Consider the following 16,851-nt stretch of genomic DNA (forward strand, 5'->3'; position numbering starts at 1 on the left):
ATTATAAAAAGGATTCACTATGTCTGATAAGAGACGCTATTTTGGTACCGATGGTGTACGTGGCAAAGTTGGCCAATATCCGATTACACCAGACTTTGTCCTTAAACTTGGATGGGCTGCGGGCCGTGTACTGGCTAAACAGGGGACGAAGAAGGTCATTATTGGCAAAGATACACGTATTTCTGGCTATATGCTTGAATCCGCTTTAGAGGCGGGTTTAGCCGCTGCGGGACTGAAAGCAACCTTTACGGGTCCAATGCCAACGCCTGCTGTGGCATACCTGACGCAAACTTTCCGCGCAGAAGCGGGGATTGTGATTTCTGCATCTCACAACCCGTATTACGATAACGGTATTAAGTTTTTCTCTTCTGAAGGTACCAAGTTACCTGATGATATCGAGTTAGCGATTGAAGCCGAACTTGATAAAGATATTGAATGTGTTGAATCAGCCCTGCTAGGTAAAGCATCTCGTTTAAACGATGCTGCGGGCCGTTACATCGAATTTTGTAAAAGCACCTTCCCATCAGAGTTAAGTTTGGCGGGTCTTAAAATCGTTGTCGATTGTGCTCATGGTGCAACTTACCATATTGCACCGGCAGTATTTAGCGAGTTAGGTGCTGATGTTGTGGCGATGGGCATCGAACCCAATGGTACGAACATCAACCATGAAGTTGGTGCGACGGATGTACGTGCTCTGCAAAAGCGAGTTGTAGAGGAAGGTGCGGCACTTGGTCTGGCTTTTGATGGTGATGGCGATCGTATCATCATGGTCGACCATTTAGGCAATAAAGTGGATGGTGACCAAATCGCGTATATCATCGCTCGTGATGCCATGCGTCGTGGTGAGCTAAAGGGTGGTGTTGTTGGTACGCTAATGACTAACCTTGGTATGGAAAATGGCCTAAAACAACTGGGTATTCCATTTGTTCGCGCGGCTGTTGGTGATCGTTATGTGATGGAGCAACTTCTTGCAAAAGGATGGAAAATCGGTGCAGAAAACTCGGGTCACGTTATCTTGTTAGATAAGGTCACGACGGGAGACGCTATTGTTGCGGCGCTACAGGTATTAGCGTCAGTTGTGGGCAGCGATATGTCGCTACATGACTTATCTCAGGGAATGACATTGTACCCTCAGGTACTGGAAAATGTTCGATTCCAAGGCGATTCTAATCCACTAGATGCCGATGCAGTCAAGCAAGCGACGGCTGAAGTTGAAGCTGAGCTTGGCGAAAAAGGTCGAGTCTTATTGCGTAAATCAGGCACAGAGCCTTTGATCCGAGTGATGGTTGAAGGCGAGGATGCACAACTGGTTCAATCTTCGGCACTTAAAATTGCCGCGGCAGTGAAAGCGAGCTTCTAACGACAAACCCAATGCAAAAACGCCACCGATATCGGTGGCGTTTGTTTATCGCAGGACGTTATTCTTCATCTTCTTCGGTACGCTTTTTACCCCAAACTTCGATCTTTGCTTTCTTACTGAGGCCGACTGCACTTAGAGTCGTACTTCCCCAGCTATCGTATGTCATCTCAAGTTTCTTAAACTTGGCATCTTTTCCGCCAGGCAGAGTCCAGACTCTGGTTGACATACCTTTGGTTAAAGTACCCATAGATTGAAGTTCTTTTCTACTACCATCAGACATAGTCACTACGACATTCTTTAAGTTAACGGTACCTTGGACGACTTTAATCTTTAGTTTGCTAAAGTTACGCTGGCTAACGTACGCAAGGGGTTCTACCGTATCTGTTTCAGATTTGTAGTTGACCACTTTATCGCTGATCATTACCCAGTCATCGCTGCTTTGCGCGAAAGTTTGTGGAGCGATAAGGATAATCAGTGAGGAAAGCAAAAGGGTGATGAAATGTTTCATAGTGCCTCTTTGTTTTATGTTACGATTGCCTCGTTCAAACCAGTGACGAATCCTTATGCCACAACACGAGCTAGAGTATTTACAAGAGATGGGTATTCAGTGCTATGAGCTGACCCATCCAGAACGACTGCAAGGCTATCAAGCCCCTCGCATTGTTTTGCAAGAGTCTTGTCAACTTGTGCTGATCTCACCCCAATATCCGAAAAATGAGACAGCAATTTTGTTTGAAAGGGTATTGAAAAGCATCAATCTAAACTTGGAACAAGCACAACACATCTTTCCTCACCAAATGAGTCAGTTACCGGACCACCAGTTAGAGTGGGCTTGGTTTGCGGGCTGTGAAGTACAGCCTGATGTGCAAGGGAAGGTGTTATCTTCTCCTTTGCTCAGTGATATTGATGGTAATAACGATCAGCGTCGAGCGCTGTGGCAACAAATCTGTTCGTACAAATAGCCATGTTAAAAATCTCCCCATTACTGCCAGAACATTTAGATCAAGTCTGGAACATTGAACGTCAGGCACACTCTCATCCATGGTCAGAAAACATGGTTCGAGATATTAATAGTCGCGGTGGTTGCCACCATGTGCTGTGCGATGATAATCAGGTTGTTGGCTATTTTTATGCGCAAAACATTGTAGGTGAAGTCACTTTGCTGAATATTGCCGTTTCTCCTGCTTATCAAGGGAAAGGATTTGGCAAACAACTCATGGAAGCTTTTCTCGATATGTGCGAACAAGCACAGGCTGACAGTGCATGGTTAGAGGTAAGAGAAAGCAACCACAATGCTTTTGGCTTGTATGAGTCTATCGGGTTTAACGAAGTGGACCGTCGCCGCAATTACTACCCAACAGCATCAGGCAAAGAAGATGCAATTATCATGAGCTACATCTTCTTTTAGTCCCTCATTACTTTTGTACGGCTTTTACGGGAGTCGGTTCGTCGATTGGATAGTGGTTTCTCTCGAAGCGCTCTGTCAGCTCTGCTACGGGGAGGGGTTTATCAAACAAATAGCCTTGAAACTGAGCACAGCCCAACTGTTTGAGCGCTTGTAACTCATAAGCGTCTTCGACACCTTCTGCAATGACTTCCAGTTTTAATCTTTGAGCCGTCATGATGATGGTATCGACTATTGCTTGATCACTCTCATCTAAGTGTAGTTGGGTGACGAATGAGCGATCTATTTTAAGGACGTCGACGGATAGGTGTTTCAGGTAGCGCAGAGATGAGTAACCCGTGCCAAAATCATCGATCGATGTCTTTAAGTTGTGCTCTTTAAGCTCCGTCATTTTTTGAATCGCAGCATCGACATTTTCTAGCAGTAAATTCTCAGTGATTTCCAACTCAATATGCTCACCACTGATGCCAGCTTGTGTCAGAGAGTCGACGATGTGCTCTACAAAGGAGTTTTGTGAGAACTGCAAAGGGCTGATATTGATGGCTAATCGGCGGAATGTCTCAGGCAGAATATTCTGCTTTTTCCAAGAGGCATACTGATAGCAAGCCTGTTCGATAATCCAGTTACCGATTTGCAATATTTGTCCAGTTTCTTCTGCTATCGGCATAAACACCCCAGGGGGTAACAACCCTTTTTCTGGGTGGTTCCAGCGGATCAACGCTTCGACCCCAACGATATGGTGCTTATCATCAACCTGTGGTTGGTAATAGAGTTCCAGTTGCCCTTTATTGATCGCTTCATGCAATCCTTTTTCGATTTCCAGAAACGACTCGACCTGCGCTTGCATCTCTGGTTCGTAAAACATGTATTTGTTACGGCCTGCGACTTTGGCACGGTAGAGTGCTGTATCGGCTTGACGCAAAACGTCGATATTCGTGCTGCCCACCGAAGGGAAAACGGCGATACCAACACTAACGGTGCAGTAAAGTTGGTGATCATCAATGGAATAAGGATTAGATACGAGTGCCAGTAATTGCTGAGCCAGTTCGTGAGCCTTTTCTGCATTTGTGTGTGGTAACAGCAGAGCAAACTCATCCCCGCCGATTCTCGCAGCCGTGAAGTCCGTCTTCAACCAAGCTTCAATACGTTTTGAGATGGCTTTGATAAGGTTGTCACCTATGGTATGTCCCAGAGAGTCATTGATAGTCTTAAAGCGATCTAAGTCGAGGTAAAACAGTGTCCCTGCTTGTTTACTGCTATTGGCATCGTCGATGGCTTTACTCAAAAGCTGTAACAGCAGGCTGCGGTTAGCAAGGCCAGTTAATGAATCGTAATAAGCGAGTTGATTGAGTTTAACCTCGGCCGCTTCTCTGTCCTTCCAAAGTGTATGGAAAGTTTGAGCAAGTTGACCTAGCTCATCATCGCGATACTGAGTTGGAGGAGGGAGGTCACTCTTGTTGTCTTGGAGTGATCTGACCCAATCAATAAGTGTCACGAGAGGCTTAGACAATTTCTGATAGAAGAACATCAGCAAGATAGAGGTCAGCAAGATGTTACGGAACAGGTCAAACAGTAGAATTTGCGTTGTCTTTGCAATAAAGTTTTTTGCAATGTAAGCCCCATTGACCGAGAAGCTTAATGACCCTACCACAACATGAGAGTTCGGTTGATGTAGTTCTGTAGTAAAAACGGGAGTCGTGGGTGTTAGGTAACTGGATAGCGCTTCTGTGAAGGTGCTTTGCAGAGAAATATTGCGCTCTTTCTGAGTTAGGGTGTCGCCAAAGTCATCGACAATTTGGACTTTATATACGGCATTATCCATCATCAGGCTGGAAGCTACTTGTTCCGCAAGCAGTTGGTTCAAATGATAAGCCGCTTGACTCGCATTGGAGTAATTTTGCAGCAACTTGAACTGATAATGCTCTTGAATCCGCTTCTGCTCCTGATGCAAATCCACCAAAATATGGTACAAGCTAAAACAGATCCCCAATATCACCGATACTAAGAAAACGGTTTTTGCTTGCCGAAAAGCTAATGAGTTAATTTTTTTGCTTTTAGCCATAGTTCAGATCAGTTCCCTCTACTCCTTTAGTTATAGCTCATATTTATTGATATTTTAATTTGTAACTAATTTGAAGTGCTTTTTTGCTCATTTTCATTGATGAAGTTGCTCCCCAGTTCAATATAAGAGAAAATACCGCGCAAAATTGAATCGAACCGCTAGGGCTAGAGTAATAGCCCTCTTTAGCTTATAGACAGAAGAAGACTCTCTCATGTCAAATACACCTTTTCTTGGCGAAGTTTCTAAGCGTAGAACTTTCGCAATCATCTCGCACCCAGATGCGGGTAAAACAACTATTACAGAAAAAGTACTATTGTTCGGACGCGCGATCCAAACAGCGGGTACAGTTAAAGGTCGCGGTTCTGCTCAACACGCTAAGTCCGACTGGATGGAAATGGAAAAAGAGCGTGGCATCTCGGTAACAACCTCTGTTATGCAGTTTCCTTACAATGAGTGCCTCGTTAACCTACTCGATACACCGGGACACGAAGACTTCTCGGAAGATACCTATCGCACGCTTACTGCCGTTGATTCATGTTTGATGGTAATCGACGCTGCGAAAGGTGTCGAGGACCGTACTCGCAAACTGATGGAAGTAACACGTTTACGTGATACGCCTATCGTTACTTTCATGAATAAATTGGACCGTGATATCCGCGATCCAATGGATCTGCTAGACGAAGTTGAAAGTGAACTCAAGATGTCTTGTGCACCGATCTCATGGCCAATTGGTTGCGGTAAAGAGTTCAAAGGTGTCTACCATATCCATCGCGATGAGACCATTTTGTATAGCACGGGTCAGGGCCATACCATCCAAGAGTCTCGCATCATTAAAGGGTTGGAGAATCCAGAACTTGATGAAGCCGTTGGTAGCGATCTTGCAGAGCAGCTACGTGAAGAGCTCGAGTTGGTTATCGGCGCATGCCCTGAATTTGACAAAGAGCTATTCTTGGCCGGTGAATTGACGCCAGTCTATTTTGGTACCGCGCTAGGTAACTTTGGTGTTGACCACATGTTGGATGGCTTAACTGAATGGGCACCAGCTCCGATGTCACGTCAGGCTAATGAACGTGAAGTGAAAGCAAATGAAGAGAACTTCACTGGTTTCGTATTTAAGATTCAGGCAAACATGGATCCTAAGCACCGCGACCGTATCGCGTTCATGCGTATTGTATCTGGTACCTACAAGCAAGGTATGAAGATGAACCATGTACGTATTGGCAAGCAGGTGAATATTTCTGATGCGGTGACCTTTATGGCAGGTGACCGTTCACGTGCAGAAGATGCCTATGCGGGTGACATCATTGGTCTTCACAACCACGGTACTATCCAGATTGGTGATACCTTCACTCAAGGTGAATCACTTAAGTTCTCTGGTATTCCCAACTTTGCTCCAGAACTCTTCCGTCGTATCCGCTTGAAAGATCCATTGAAGCAAAAGCAGTTGCTAAAGGGACTTGTTCAGCTTTCAGAAGAAGGAGCGGTACAGGTTTTCCGTCCACTACAAAACAACGATCTTATCGTTGGTGCGGTTGGTGTGCTGCAGTTTGATGTTGTTGTTGCTCGCTTAAAAGCAGAATACAACGTTGAAGCGATTTATGAAGGCGTTAACGTAGCAACAGCACGTTGGATTGAGTGTACAGACGGGAAGAAACTGGATGAATTCCAGCGTAAGAACCAGTCAAACTTAGCACTTGATGGTGGTGACAACCTGACTTACATCGCCCCAACTATGGTCAATCTGAATTTGGCGAAAGAGCGTTTCCCAGACGTGGAGTTCCGCGCAACACGCGAACACTGATACTGTTCATCGTTGAAGGTTTAGTTATTAAAGTACCGCCTGTATGGGCGGTATTTTTTTAGTTCACATCGGATTTCTAGAATCGAGATGTGAGTGAGGCGTTAGGTCTTTTCTGAGCTAAACTGTTTGAGTTAAAAAAAGGGTTGGCACTAAGTGCCAACCCTTTAAACTTCTCTCGATTCTATTACTTTTTCTTTCCGACTTTCTTCTTGCCCTTAGTGGCAGTTTTTTTCTTGTCGTCTTTCTTTTTGTTCTTTTTCTTAAACACAGGTTTTTTGTGTTTAGGACGCATCTCTTTAATGAAACGCTCTTTGATCTCTTCTTTAACGTAACGCGCTACACGATCCATCATTGGTTGGTCATGAGCTTCTACTAGAGAAACCGCGTTGCCTTTCTTACCTGCACGGGCAGTACGGCCAATACGGTGTAAGTAAACATCAGCACTGCGTGGCATGTCGAAGTTGATGACGTGACTCACATCTGGAAGGTCGATACCACGAGCGGCAACGTCCGTTGCAAGTAATACGTTTACCGTTCCGTCGCGGAAGCGACTGATGGCATTGTTACGACGATCTTGTGGCATTTCGCCTTGGATCCAAGCACAAGCGATTTGTGCTTTTTCCAGCTCAACACGCAGCTCGGCGAGACGTTCACGTGTTTTCAAGAAGACGATGGAGCGTTCTGCTTGCTCAGTAAGGATCTTCTTCAGCAGATCCAGTTTGTGCGACATATCGTCTGCGCGGTGGTACCACTGAGAAATCTTCTTACGTTCGCGACGCGATGGTTCGGCATCAACTTCTGCTGGGTCATTAAGTAGATCGGCAGTGAAGCCCTCAACACCTTTGCCTTCTAATGTGGCAGAGAAAAGTAGGGTCTGTTTACGCCAACGACATTCTGATGAGAGACGATCAACGGTTGGACCAAAGCCCATGTCTAACATGCGATCCGCTTCATCGAGAATTAACCATTCGATCGCGCGACAATCAAAGCGCTCAGACTCGATGTATTCCATCAAACGACCTGGTGTCGCAACCACGATATCTTGAGTTGTTGCAAGAATATCAGCGTGCTCTTGGTATTGAACACCACCAGTAATGGTAAATATGTTGAGGCTTGTGTGCTTTGCTAGCGCACGTGCTTGATCGGCTACCTGCATTGCCAATTCACGGGTTGGGGTCAGGATAAGAACACGCGCGGGCCCTGGTTTACGACGCGGAAAATCTTGCAAAAACTGCAATGCAGGCAGCACAAATGCTGCTGTTTTTCCTGTACCAGTAGGTGCAGAAGCCAATACGTCACGGCCATCTAAAGCTTGTGGGATCGCTTCAGCCTGAATTTGTGTCGGGCGGTCATAACCCATTTCTTCAATTGCGAGGAGTAGATTAGGATCTAACTCTAATTCAGCAAAATTTCTGATCACTATGATGTCTCCACAAGCGAGTTGGTGTGAGCAATAATTTAAGGGGACATATTATAGAGTGATCGGTGACAAGGATCACACCTTATTTTTTACATCTTGAGATAAAAGTCTTTGGTTAGGTCAATAAATTCACTGGAATAGCCAGTAGCTTGATGAATTGTCAGGTTTTGATATTGGGTCGCAACGGATTGTTTACTCAGTTCAAATAATAATCGGCTTACTGGTTTGTTGGCGGTTGGTTTGATAGAGCAGCATCTTTTTACAGACCAACCGAGCGATAGTGCGATAGCGATAAATTGTTCACCTTCAACGATAGGTAGAACAAAACTGGCACAACCTTTCGGGGTCAGCAGTGACCAACAGCGTTCAAGGAGGTGAGTGTGATTTAAGCTGTCGGTGTGTCTCGCCAAGGCCCGAGCGCTATTTGCGGCTTGTTCTCCACTATTAAAGTAAGGAGGATTACAGATGATGGCATCGAATTTATGAGCAAATTGATGTTTGAGAACATCGTTATAATGGAGTGTTATTCGATCAGACCAAGGCGAAGACAAGAAGTTAAAATTTGCGGCTGCAATGGCATTTTTCTCTATGTCGATCGCTTCAATAGACAATGTCGGTTTACGCTGAGCGCACATCAAACTGAGTAGACCTGTTCCCGTGCCCACATCGAGCAGTGATGCGCACTCGGTAAGATCCATCCACGCACCAAGTAAGACACCATCGGTACTTACTGGCATGCCAGAATAGCCGCCATCAATTTTAAATTGTTTGAACTCAAAGCTTTTGGTTTTATTCATTGATTTTATCTTTATCGGGAATTGGTTGTTTTTTGAGTTAATTGATCTGTTGTTAATAATTTGTTTGGTTTATTGTGCTGTTTGTTCTGGGTGTGTAACAGTTTTTGGTTAGTTTATACGACTGCTCAATTTGTTTGATGTAGTGATATGTGCTGCATTTTGCTTGTAATTATAAATTTATATGGTGTTTTTCGCCTTTGGGTTGCGAGTTGATGAGGTTTTCGTCATTATGCGCGCCTTAATTTAAAGAGTGGACGGCAATTATTGACCATCCAACAAACACAACATTCATTAGATTATAAGTAAAGGGTCGACAGTGAATCAGACTTTAAAATTAACAGATATTCTTGCGGTAGGCTTTATGCTATTCGCTTTCTTTTTGGGTGCAGGCAACATCATCTTTCCACCTCTAGCTGGTCAATTGGCTGGTGAAAACGTTATTCCTGCAATGTCAGGCTTTCTTCTAACTGCAGTAGGTCTACCTCTTATTACTATCGTTGCTATTGCTGTTGCAGGAGGCTCGTGGGAGCATCTGACCAAGGATCTTCCGCAACGCGGAGCCATGATTATGGCTGTGTTGATTTTTATCATCATTGGCCCAGCATTCGCGGCACCACGTACAGGTTTGGTTGCATACGAAATGGCGGTGAAACCTTTCTTCGCTGACGCGGCGCAGTCTCATCTGACTCTATTTTCAATCCTTTTCTTTGCTGTTGCTATGTTTTTTGCATGGTCACAAGGCAAGCTGATTGATGTGATTGGAAAAGTTCTAACACCGGTATTGTTCCTAGGTCTGATCGTATTGGCTGTTGCGGTATTCATTGATCCACAAGGTCAATTGATCGCGGCTCAGGGCGAATATCTGACTCATCCGTTGCAAAAAGGTTTCCTTGAAGGTTACAACACCATGGATACCTTCGGCTCATTAATGTTCGGTGTATTGATTGTTGATGCACTTCGCCAGAAAGGCATTACAGAGCAAAAAGCAACGTCTAAGTACTTGATCAGTGCAGCTTGTATTGCTGCGGCTGGCCTGACATTTGTGTACGTATCTCTGTTCTATCTTGGTGCGACAAGTGCAACGGTTGCATCAGGTGCAGATAACGGTGGCGTGATCTTGAGCCTCTATGTGCAGTCTCTGTTTGGTCCTTACGGTCAGCTTGTGCTTTCTGTGATTGTATTGTTAGCGTGTTTGACAACGGCGATTGGTCTTGTGTCAGCGTGTTCAGATTACTTTAGTTCACTGACGCCAATTTCATACAAGACTTGGGTTATTATCAATGGTGTAGCATGTGCGGTGGTTGCTAATGTGGGTCTTTCACAACTGATCGCTCTGTCGGTACCGGTTCTATTCGCACTATACCCAGTTGCTATTGCTTTGGTTGCACTGACTTTCCTTCGTAAGAAATTACCAAACCCTAAAGCGGCATACCGTGTGGTGATCCTTGTCTCTTTACTGTTTGCATTGATCGACGCTGCCAAGGTTGCGGGTGTTGATGTATCAGCACTAAACATGTTGCCGTTATTTGATATCGGCATGGGTTGGTTACTACCAACGGTTGTCGCTATGGTTGCAATGCTATTTGTTGGCAAAGTTGAACAGCCAGTATTGGCGGAAGAGAACGCATAATTTCTCATCTTATCTAGTTAACAATCCCCTGTCGCGTAAGGCGTGACAGGGGATTTTTTTTGCATTTGAGTTTTTATGCAGCGATAAAAAATTCCTGTATCTTCATCACACTTTTGAGTACAATTCCTCGGTTAAATTCTACTCATAAATGTTGAGCAAACATGTTTGAAATCAATCCTATTAAAAACCGCCTAAAGGATGTGTCTGAGCGCACGAATATCCTGAGGGGGTATCTTTGACTATGACGCAAAACAAGAGCGTCTAGAAGAAGTCAACGCAGAATTAGAACAGCCAGATGTATGGAACGAACCTGAACGTGCTCAAGCACTAGGTAAAGAGCGTTCATCATTGGAAGCGGTTGTAGAAACTATCGATCTTCTCATTCAAGGTGTGGAAGATGTTGAAGGGCTACTAGAGCTGGCTGTAGAAGAAGAAGATCAAGAAACGTTTGATGAGATCGAGCCTGAACTTGCTGAGCTTGAATCTAAGTTAGAAAAGCTAGAATTCCGTCGCATGTTCTCTGGAGACCATGACGCTTCGGATTGCTACATTGATTTACAATCAGGCTCTGGTGGTACAGAAGCGCAAGATTGGACTTCAATGATGCTGCGCATGTACTTGCGTTGGGCTGAAGCTAAAGGCTTTAAAACTGAGGTTATTGAAGTATCAGAAGGCGAAGTCGCTGGTCTAAAAGGCGCGACGGTTAAGATTTCTGGTGAGTATGCTTATGGTTGGTTACGTACCGAGACAGGTGTTCACCGTTTAGTTCGTAAATCGCCATTTGATTCAAGTGGTCGCCGTCATACTTCGTTTGCTTCTGCGTTTATTTATCCTGAGATTGATGACAACATCCAGATCGACATTAACCCTGCTGATCTGCGTATTGATGTTTACCGTGCATCTGGTGCTGGTGGTCAGCACGTTAACACGACAGAATCTGCGGTACGTATTACTCACGTACCAACCAATACGGTTGTGCAGTGTCAGAATGACCGTTCTCAACATAAGAACAAAGACCAAGCAATGAAGCAGCTTCGCGCAAAGCTTTTTGAACTTGAGATTCAAAAGCAAAATGCGGAAAAACAAGCGAACGAAGACGCTAAATCTGACATTGGTTGGGGGAGTCAAATCCGTTCTTACGTATTGGATGATTCTCGCATTAAAGATTTACGTACTGGCGTTGAAAACCGTAATACTCAAGCGGTTCTTGACGGCGATTTAGATAAATTTATTGAAGCTAGCCTGAAATCAGGTCTTTAAGCTTTTCACCGACACTTACGAAACAGGATACATCGAAAATGACTGATGCTGTTCAAAACGACAACGTACAAGAAGAAAACAAGCTGATTGCAGAACGCCGCTCTAAATTGGACGAGATCCGTAAGAGCTGTAAAGCAAACGGCCACCCAAACGACTTCCGTCGTGACGCGCTAGCGGGCGACCTTCAAAAAGAGTTCGGTGAAAAGACGAAGGAAGAGCTAGAAGAGCTAAACCATGTCGTCGCGGTTGCAGGCCGTATCATGGCTAAGCGTGGTCCGTTCCTAGTGATTCAAGAAACGTCTGGCCGTATTCAAGCATACGCAGATAAAGACGTTCAAAAAGTTCTAAAAGACAAATACCAAGGTCTTGATATCGGCGATATCGTTGGTGTTAAAGGTGCGCTACATAAATCTGGTAAAGGTGATCTTTACGTGAACATGGAAGAATACGAATTGCTAACTAAGGCACTTCGTCCACTTCCAGAGAAGTTCCACGGTCTGACTGACCAAGAGATGCGTTACCGTCAGCGTTACGTTGATCTTATCGTTAACCAAGACTCTCGTGAAGCATTCATCATTCGTTCTAAATTGGTTTCAGCGATTCGTAACTTTATGAGCTCAAAAGGTTACTTAGAAGTTGAAACACCAATGATGCATGTTATTCCTGGTGGTGCGACGGCTCGTCCATTCGTTACTCACCACAATGCACTCGACATCGACATGTACTTGCGTGTTGCGCCTGAACTATACCTAAAGCGTTTAGTGGTTGGTGGTTTTGATCGCGTATTCGAGATCAACCGTAACTTCCGTAACGAAGGTCTATCTCCACGTCATAACCCAGAATTCACTATGATGGAATTCTACCAAGCATACTCTGATTACAAAGATCTAATGGATCTGACTGAAGAGATGCTAAGTACGGTTGCGATGGACGTGCTAGGTTCGACATCAATGCCTTACGGTGATGAAACGGTTGAGTTTGGTGGTAAATACGCTCGTATGAGCATGTTTGAAGCGATCAAACACTACAACCCTGAGCATGCAGACATTCAAGCTCTAACGGAAGCGGATCTTCAAGATCGCGACAAGATGGTTGCGATTGCTAAGTCTGTTCACGTTGAAGTGGAAACGTTCTGGACATGTGGTCAGCTGCTTGAAGAGATCTTTGGTGAAACAGCAGAACCTCAGCTAATTCAACCTACCTTCATTACTGGTTACCCAGCGGACATTTCTCCGTTGGCTCGTCGTAGTGATGATAACCCGTTCTTTACTGACCGTTTTGAGTTCTTCATTGGTGGTCGTGAAGTAGCAAACGGCTTCTCTGAGCTTAACGATGCACAAGACCAAGATGAGCGTTTTAAAGCTCAGGTAAATGCAAAAGATGCTGGTGACGATGAAGCTATGTACTACGATGCAGACTACATCACTGCTCTTGAGCACGGCCTACCACCAACAGCTGGTCAAGGTATTGGTATCGACCGTCTGGCGATGCTATTTACTAATACTCATACGATCCGTGACGTAATCTTATTCCCTGCGATGCGTCCTCAAGCGTAAGTACCAATTAGTTAAAAAAGCCACCTTCGGGTGGTTTTTTTATTTCTATCGTTAGTTTGGTGATTTTCTATCGCTAAGTTATTCAGTGATAAAGAAAGGATGTCATTCGGTAAGATAATGAAATTTTATTTATGGCGGTAAAATAGTTTGAATCTACTCTCACAACGTATGGAAAAAGGGCGATTCAACCTCTAGTCTTATTATTGAGACAGATTCTCTGCCAGAGTCTCTATAATGTAACCAAATAGATTTATATGTGCCTAGGCACACATTGTATTCATATTATCAATAATAAGGAATATGCTTCATGGGTAGTCAATTCCGAATGGATTCCGTTCCGGGTTCTTTGGTCGTAGTGGGAGGGACCTACGAACCGTGGCTTTCAGTGTTAGAGCAGGTAGGTTGGAGATGTACTCAGTGTGGAGATTTACGAAAGGCCGATGCGCTGTTTACTGAAACAGGCCCTTGTATTGGCATCGTCGATCTAAGCCATGATGAGTTTAGTCTTAACGGTATAGCAAACCTAGTGAGCAAACATAAGCAAGTTCGCTGGTTAGCGTTTATCAGAGAGTCTCAATTGAGTTCAGATACTATCTGTCAGTTCATTGTTAACTTCTGTATCGACTTTTTTACTGCACCAATTCCAGATGCGCAGCTTCTTAGTACAATCGGACACCAGCTTGGAATGCTCAAGCTAGAGAAGAAAGTATGGCCTCATTATGGCAATCAAAGTGACATGGGAATGATTGGTGATTCTATCCCAGTAAAACGTCTTCGTGATCAGATTAAACGCATTGGTCCAACTGATGTCAGCATTCTTATATATGGTGAGAGTGGTACAGGAAAAGAGACGGTGGCTCGAGCTGTTCATCGAACGTCTGCCCGAGCAAACAAAGAATTCATCTCTGTGAACTGTCGAGCGATGTCAGAGCGCCGTATTGAGAGCGATCTATTTGGTATCAATCGTGATGATTTAAGTGAACCCTCGATTCTTGAAAAAGCGCACGGAGGAACCATCCTCCTTAATGATATTTTGACTTTACCTAAATCTCAGCAGTTCAATCTGCTCAGATTCCTTCAAGAAGGTATGGTTGATACAGCATCAGGCCGTAAAGAGGTTGATGTGCGTGTTTTAGCCGCTAACTCAGCAGATATCGAAAAAGCATTGATTGATGGTGACTTCAACGAAGAGCTTTATCACTATATCAATGTATTACGCATTAATGTCCCTAGCCTGAAAGAGCGTGCAGGGGACGTTGCTATTTTGGCTCGCCATTTCTTGCAGGAGTACTCGAAAGAGTACAATGCTCAGGCCCGCAGCTTCACTGAAGAAGCAACCCGAGCATTAACTCGCTACCATTGGCCTGGTAACGTTCGTGAACTCATGAACCAGATTAAACGAGTGGTGCTAATGTCGGATACCGTGATGTTAGATGAAGTTCATCTCGATTTACCAAAGCGCAGTGATAGCCGCCGTAGCCTCAAGAGCATTCGTGAGCGTAGCGAGAGAGATGCACTACTTTTGGTTCTTGAATCGCATGCAGGGCAAGTGTCTATGGCAGCCAAAGAGCTCGGTGTATCACGTGCAACAATGTATCGTTTGTTGAACAAACATAACCTGATCTCTGACGTTACTGTCTAATTGTTTGTTTTGTAAATAAAAAGCCATGCTCTTCCCGAGTGTGGCTTTTTTATTTGGCACGCATAATGCTCTGTCATATAGATATAACCAAGTTGAATATATTATATCTAACTATCCATTTTGGTTATTTTTGGGTTAAAAAATTGTTTTAATCTTATCGACAAAAAAGGGTTGAATTTATAACCTTCATGGTTAGAATTTAACCATGAGCTAGAGCTCATACCTATCAAACTTTGGATTATTACATTAGCTAGGAGGCACACAATGAAACATATCACTGTTAAATCATTTATTTGTGTCTCTATCGATCTAACCATCGCTAAGATGGCTGACTCCAAGTGCAGTGCGTTTGGCGCCGATCGAAAACTAACTGACCTAATGTAATTAGTCCGTATCCACATTTTTTAATTGGCTGCGGAAAAGCAGCGAATTAAAACACCCTATTGATCTTTATCGATTCGTTGATCTTTTCCCAGCTACCATACTCAACTGGAGAAAACTCATGAGTCATTCTGTATATCTAAAACTAGCAACACTATTGGTTAAGGCTGATCTACGTCGTGAAGAGAAGCAATGGAAACGAAAATTACGTCGCAGTGCGTTCGATATTCCATGGAATAATGAGCATTTATTACGTGATATTGGTCTTGAGCTAGATGGACGCCCAATCGGCTTTTCTGAGCCAGACAGCGTTAAGGCCGAACGCCGCATTCGTCATCTTCGTCGTGTGCTAAGTGCGCGAATACCGACGTAATTAAAAGGGCAGGTGGCTTCGCCTGCCCGACTAAACACTATGGACAAGGATTGGAGTAAGTCGTCCCAATCTCTTGAATACCTTGAAGCAACTCATCAGTTAAAACGACATCTAAACTATCAATATTTGATTTAAGCTGATCCAAGTTTGTCGCACCAATGATATTGGCTGCGACAAAAGGTCTTTGATTAACAAAAGCTAACGCCATTTGAGCAGGATCTAAGCCATGATCTCTCGCTAGATTTACGTATGCTTGAGTGGCTTCAATACCTTGTGGAGTAAAATAGCGGACAAAGCGTTCGAACAAAGAACAGCGAGCACCTTCTGGTTTATGTCCATTTAGGTATTTTCCACTTAAGCAACCGAAGGCCAATGGTGAGTAGGCGAGAAGCTGAACACCTTCATAATGGCTGATTTCTGATAAGCCAACTTCGAAACTACGATTGAGCAAGTTGTAAGGGTTTTGAATTGATACGATTCGCGGAAGCTCATGCTTTTCCGCTAGCCTCAGCAATGTCATCACACCCCAAGGCGTTTCATTAGATACGCCGATATAGCGAATTTTCCCAGCCTTAATTAGCTCAGCTAGCGCTTCAAGTGTCTCAATTAGCGTTACCTCTTCCTGTGTGTCAGGATAAGGGTAATTCAGTTGACCAAAACAATTAGTTTTTCGTTGTGGCCAATGCAGTTGGTAAAGATCAACATAGTCGGTTTGCAGACGTTTTAAGCTTTCGTCGATGGCTAAGTGGATATTGCGACGATCTAAGCTCATATTTTCGCGGATGTAGGGAACATTACGCGGGCCTGCGACTTTTGTCGCGAGGACGACTTTTTCTCTTTTTCCGGATTTAGCTAACCAATTACCAATGAATTGCTCCGTTAGACCCTGTGATTGGCCTTGTGGTGGGACAGGATACATTTCAGCGGTATCAATGAAGTTCACACCACGTTCCAATGCATAATCCAGCTGGCTGAATGCTTCTTGCTCGGTGTTTTGTTCACCAAATGTCATCGTGCCAAGACAGATCTTACTAATCTCCAATGTGGAGTGAGGTAGCTTGTTGTATTGCATCGACCTTCCTTGTTGTAAAGAGAGATATGATCCCACTATAGGGGAATCGAGTATCAATAGAAAAGGGGACAGCTAACAAATTCGCAAAATTG

14 protein-coding genes are annotated in these 16,851 nt (G+C 44.1%); 9 read left to right on the plus strand and 5 right to left on the minus strand.

Annotation, left to right across the window (positions count from 1 at the left end):
* The first annotated feature begins 19 nt into the window (after positions 1–19).
* Positions 20–1,360, plus strand: a complete 1,341-nt coding sequence (gene glmM / locus ACQEXP_RS10710) for a phosphoglucosamine mutase (protein WP_269377414.1) — start codon at positions 20–22, stop codon at positions 1,358–1,360.
* Between the two features lie 58 nt (positions 1,361–1,418).
* On the opposite strand, the gene ACQEXP_RS10715 is transcribed toward glmM, so the two are convergent.
* A complete protein-coding gene (locus ACQEXP_RS10715; protein ID WP_426969803.1) occupies positions 1,419–1,868 on the minus strand; it encodes a hypothetical protein in 450 nt (149 codons plus the stop codon).
* A 55-nt stretch (positions 1,869–1,923) separates the two neighbouring features.
* Here ACQEXP_RS10715 and ACQEXP_RS10720 point away from each other — a divergent pair, with 55 nt between their 5' ends.
* Entirely contained in the window at positions 1,924–2,322 is a 399-nt protein-coding gene (locus ACQEXP_RS10720) for a DNA polymerase III subunit psi (RefSeq protein WP_426969805.1), read from the plus strand.
* Between the two features lie 2 nt (positions 2,323–2,324).
* Positions 2,325–2,768 (plus strand): ribosomal protein S18-alanine N-acetyltransferase, encoded by a 444-nt coding sequence (gene rimI / locus ACQEXP_RS10725; protein ID WP_426969806.1) that lies wholly within the window; start codon positions 2,325–2,327, stop codon positions 2,766–2,768.
* Between the two features lie 7 nt (positions 2,769–2,775).
* Here rimI and ACQEXP_RS10730 read toward each other — a convergent pair whose 3' ends face one another.
* Positions 2,776–4,827: a putative bifunctional diguanylate cyclase/phosphodiesterase gene (locus tag ACQEXP_RS10730; RefSeq protein ID WP_426969808.1), complete on the minus strand. Its 2,052-nt coding sequence runs from the start codon at positions 4,825–4,827 to the stop codon at positions 2,776–2,778.
* A gap of 211 nt (positions 4,828–5,038) precedes the next feature.
* Here ACQEXP_RS10730 and prfC point away from each other — a divergent pair, with 211 nt between their 5' ends.
* On the plus strand, positions 5,039–6,628 hold the full coding sequence (prfC, locus tag ACQEXP_RS10735; RefSeq protein ID WP_269377407.1) for a peptide chain release factor 3: 1,590 nt from the start codon (positions 5,039–5,041) through the stop codon (positions 6,626–6,628).
* A gap of 184 nt (positions 6,629–6,812) precedes the next feature.
* Here the strand turns inward: prfC and srmB are convergent, their stop codons facing one another.
* Both srmB and ACQEXP_RS10745 read right to left on the minus strand, forming a co-directional pair.
* The gene (gene srmB, locus ACQEXP_RS10740; protein ID WP_426969810.1) at positions 6,813–8,048 is read right to left on the minus strand and encodes an ATP-dependent RNA helicase SrmB; all 1,236 of its coding nucleotides are present in this window, start codon (positions 8,046–8,048) and stop codon (positions 6,813–6,815) included.
* Positions 8,049–8,137: 89 nt separating this feature from the next.
* The gene (locus ACQEXP_RS10745; RefSeq protein WP_426969852.1) at positions 8,138–8,854 is read right to left on the minus strand and encodes a tRNA1(Val) (adenine(37)-N6)-methyltransferase; all 717 of its coding nucleotides are present in this window, start codon (positions 8,852–8,854) and stop codon (positions 8,138–8,140) included.
* A 307-nt stretch (positions 8,855–9,161) separates the two neighbouring features.
* On the opposite strand from ACQEXP_RS10745, the gene brnQ reads away from it, so the two are divergent.
* From brnQ to ACQEXP_RS10770, 5 genes are all read left to right on the plus strand, one after another.
* A complete protein-coding gene (brnQ, locus tag ACQEXP_RS10750) occupies positions 9,162–10,475 on the plus strand; it encodes a branched-chain amino acid transport system II carrier protein (protein ID WP_138972127.1) in 1,314 nt (437 codons plus the stop codon).
* A gap of 161 nt (positions 10,476–10,636) precedes the next feature.
* Positions 10,637–11,735 (plus strand): peptide chain release factor 2 gene (prfB, locus tag ACQEXP_RS10755; RefSeq protein ID WP_138972126.1). Its coding sequence is split into 2 segments (ribosomal slippage): positions 10,637–10,711 and positions 10,713–11,735, totalling 1,098 coding nucleotides; the frame shifts between segments, so codons are not numbered across the junction.
* 38 nt (positions 11,736–11,773) lie between these two features.
* The gene (gene lysS, locus ACQEXP_RS10760; protein ID WP_426969812.1) at positions 11,774–13,291 is read left to right on the plus strand and encodes a lysine--tRNA ligase; all 1,518 of its coding nucleotides are present in this window, start codon (positions 11,774–11,776) and stop codon (positions 13,289–13,291) included.
* Positions 13,292–13,598: 307 nt separating this feature from the next.
* Complete coding sequence (vpsR, locus tag ACQEXP_RS10765) at positions 13,599–14,933, plus strand: cyclic-di-GMP-binding transcriptional regulator VpsR (RefSeq protein WP_269377402.1); 1,335 nt, start codon at positions 13,599–13,601, stop codon at positions 14,931–14,933.
* Positions 14,934–15,435: 502 nt separating this feature from the next.
* Positions 15,436–15,687 (plus strand): DUF1127 domain-containing protein, encoded by a 252-nt coding sequence (locus tag ACQEXP_RS10770; RefSeq protein ID WP_138972123.1) that lies wholly within the window; start codon positions 15,436–15,438, stop codon positions 15,685–15,687.
* Between the two features lie 37 nt (positions 15,688–15,724).
* Here ACQEXP_RS10770 and ACQEXP_RS10775 read toward each other — a convergent pair whose 3' ends face one another.
* A complete protein-coding gene (locus ACQEXP_RS10775) occupies positions 15,725–16,759 on the minus strand; it encodes an NADP(H)-dependent aldo-keto reductase (RefSeq protein WP_426969814.1) in 1,035 nt (344 codons plus the stop codon).
* Positions 16,760–16,851 lie beyond the last annotated feature (92 nt).

The sequence above is a fragment of the Vibrio sp. TRT 1302 genome, assembly GCF_050113875.1.
Taxonomy (GTDB): domain Bacteria; phylum Pseudomonadota; class Gammaproteobacteria; order Enterobacterales; family Vibrionaceae; genus Vibrio.

Coding starts and splice junctions, on each gene's coding strand:
- glmM (WP_269377414.1), top strand. CDS start 20: ATGTCTGATAAGAGACGCTATTTTGGTACCGATGGTGTACGTGGCAAA.
- rimI (WP_426969806.1), top strand. CDS start 2,325: ATGTTAAAAATCTCCCCATTACTGCCAGAACATTTAGATCAAGTCTGG.
- ACQEXP_RS10730 (WP_426969808.1), bottom strand. CDS start 4,827: ATGGCTAAAAGCAAAAAAATTAACTCATTAGCTTTTCGGCAAGCAAAA.
- prfC (WP_269377407.1), top strand. CDS start 5,039: ATGTCAAATACACCTTTTCTTGGCGAAGTTTCTAAGCGTAGAACTTTC.
- vpsR (WP_269377402.1), top strand. CDS start 13,599: ATGGGTAGTCAATTCCGAATGGATTCCGTTCCGGGTTCTTTGGTCGTA.
- ACQEXP_RS10720 (WP_426969805.1), top strand. CDS start 1,924: ATGCCACAACACGAGCTAGAGTATTTACAAGAGATGGGTATTCAGTGC.
- ACQEXP_RS10715 (WP_426969803.1), bottom strand. CDS start 1,868: ATGAAACATTTCATCACCCTTTTGCTTTCCTCACTGATTATCCTTATC.
- ACQEXP_RS10775 (WP_426969814.1), bottom strand. CDS start 16,759: ATGCAATACAACAAGCTACCTCACTCCACATTGGAGATTAGTAAGATC.
- lysS (WP_426969812.1), top strand. CDS start 11,774: ATGACTGATGCTGTTCAAAACGACAACGTACAAGAAGAAAACAAGCTG.
- ACQEXP_RS10770 (WP_138972123.1), top strand. CDS start 15,436: ATGAGTCATTCTGTATATCTAAAACTAGCAACACTATTGGTTAAGGCT.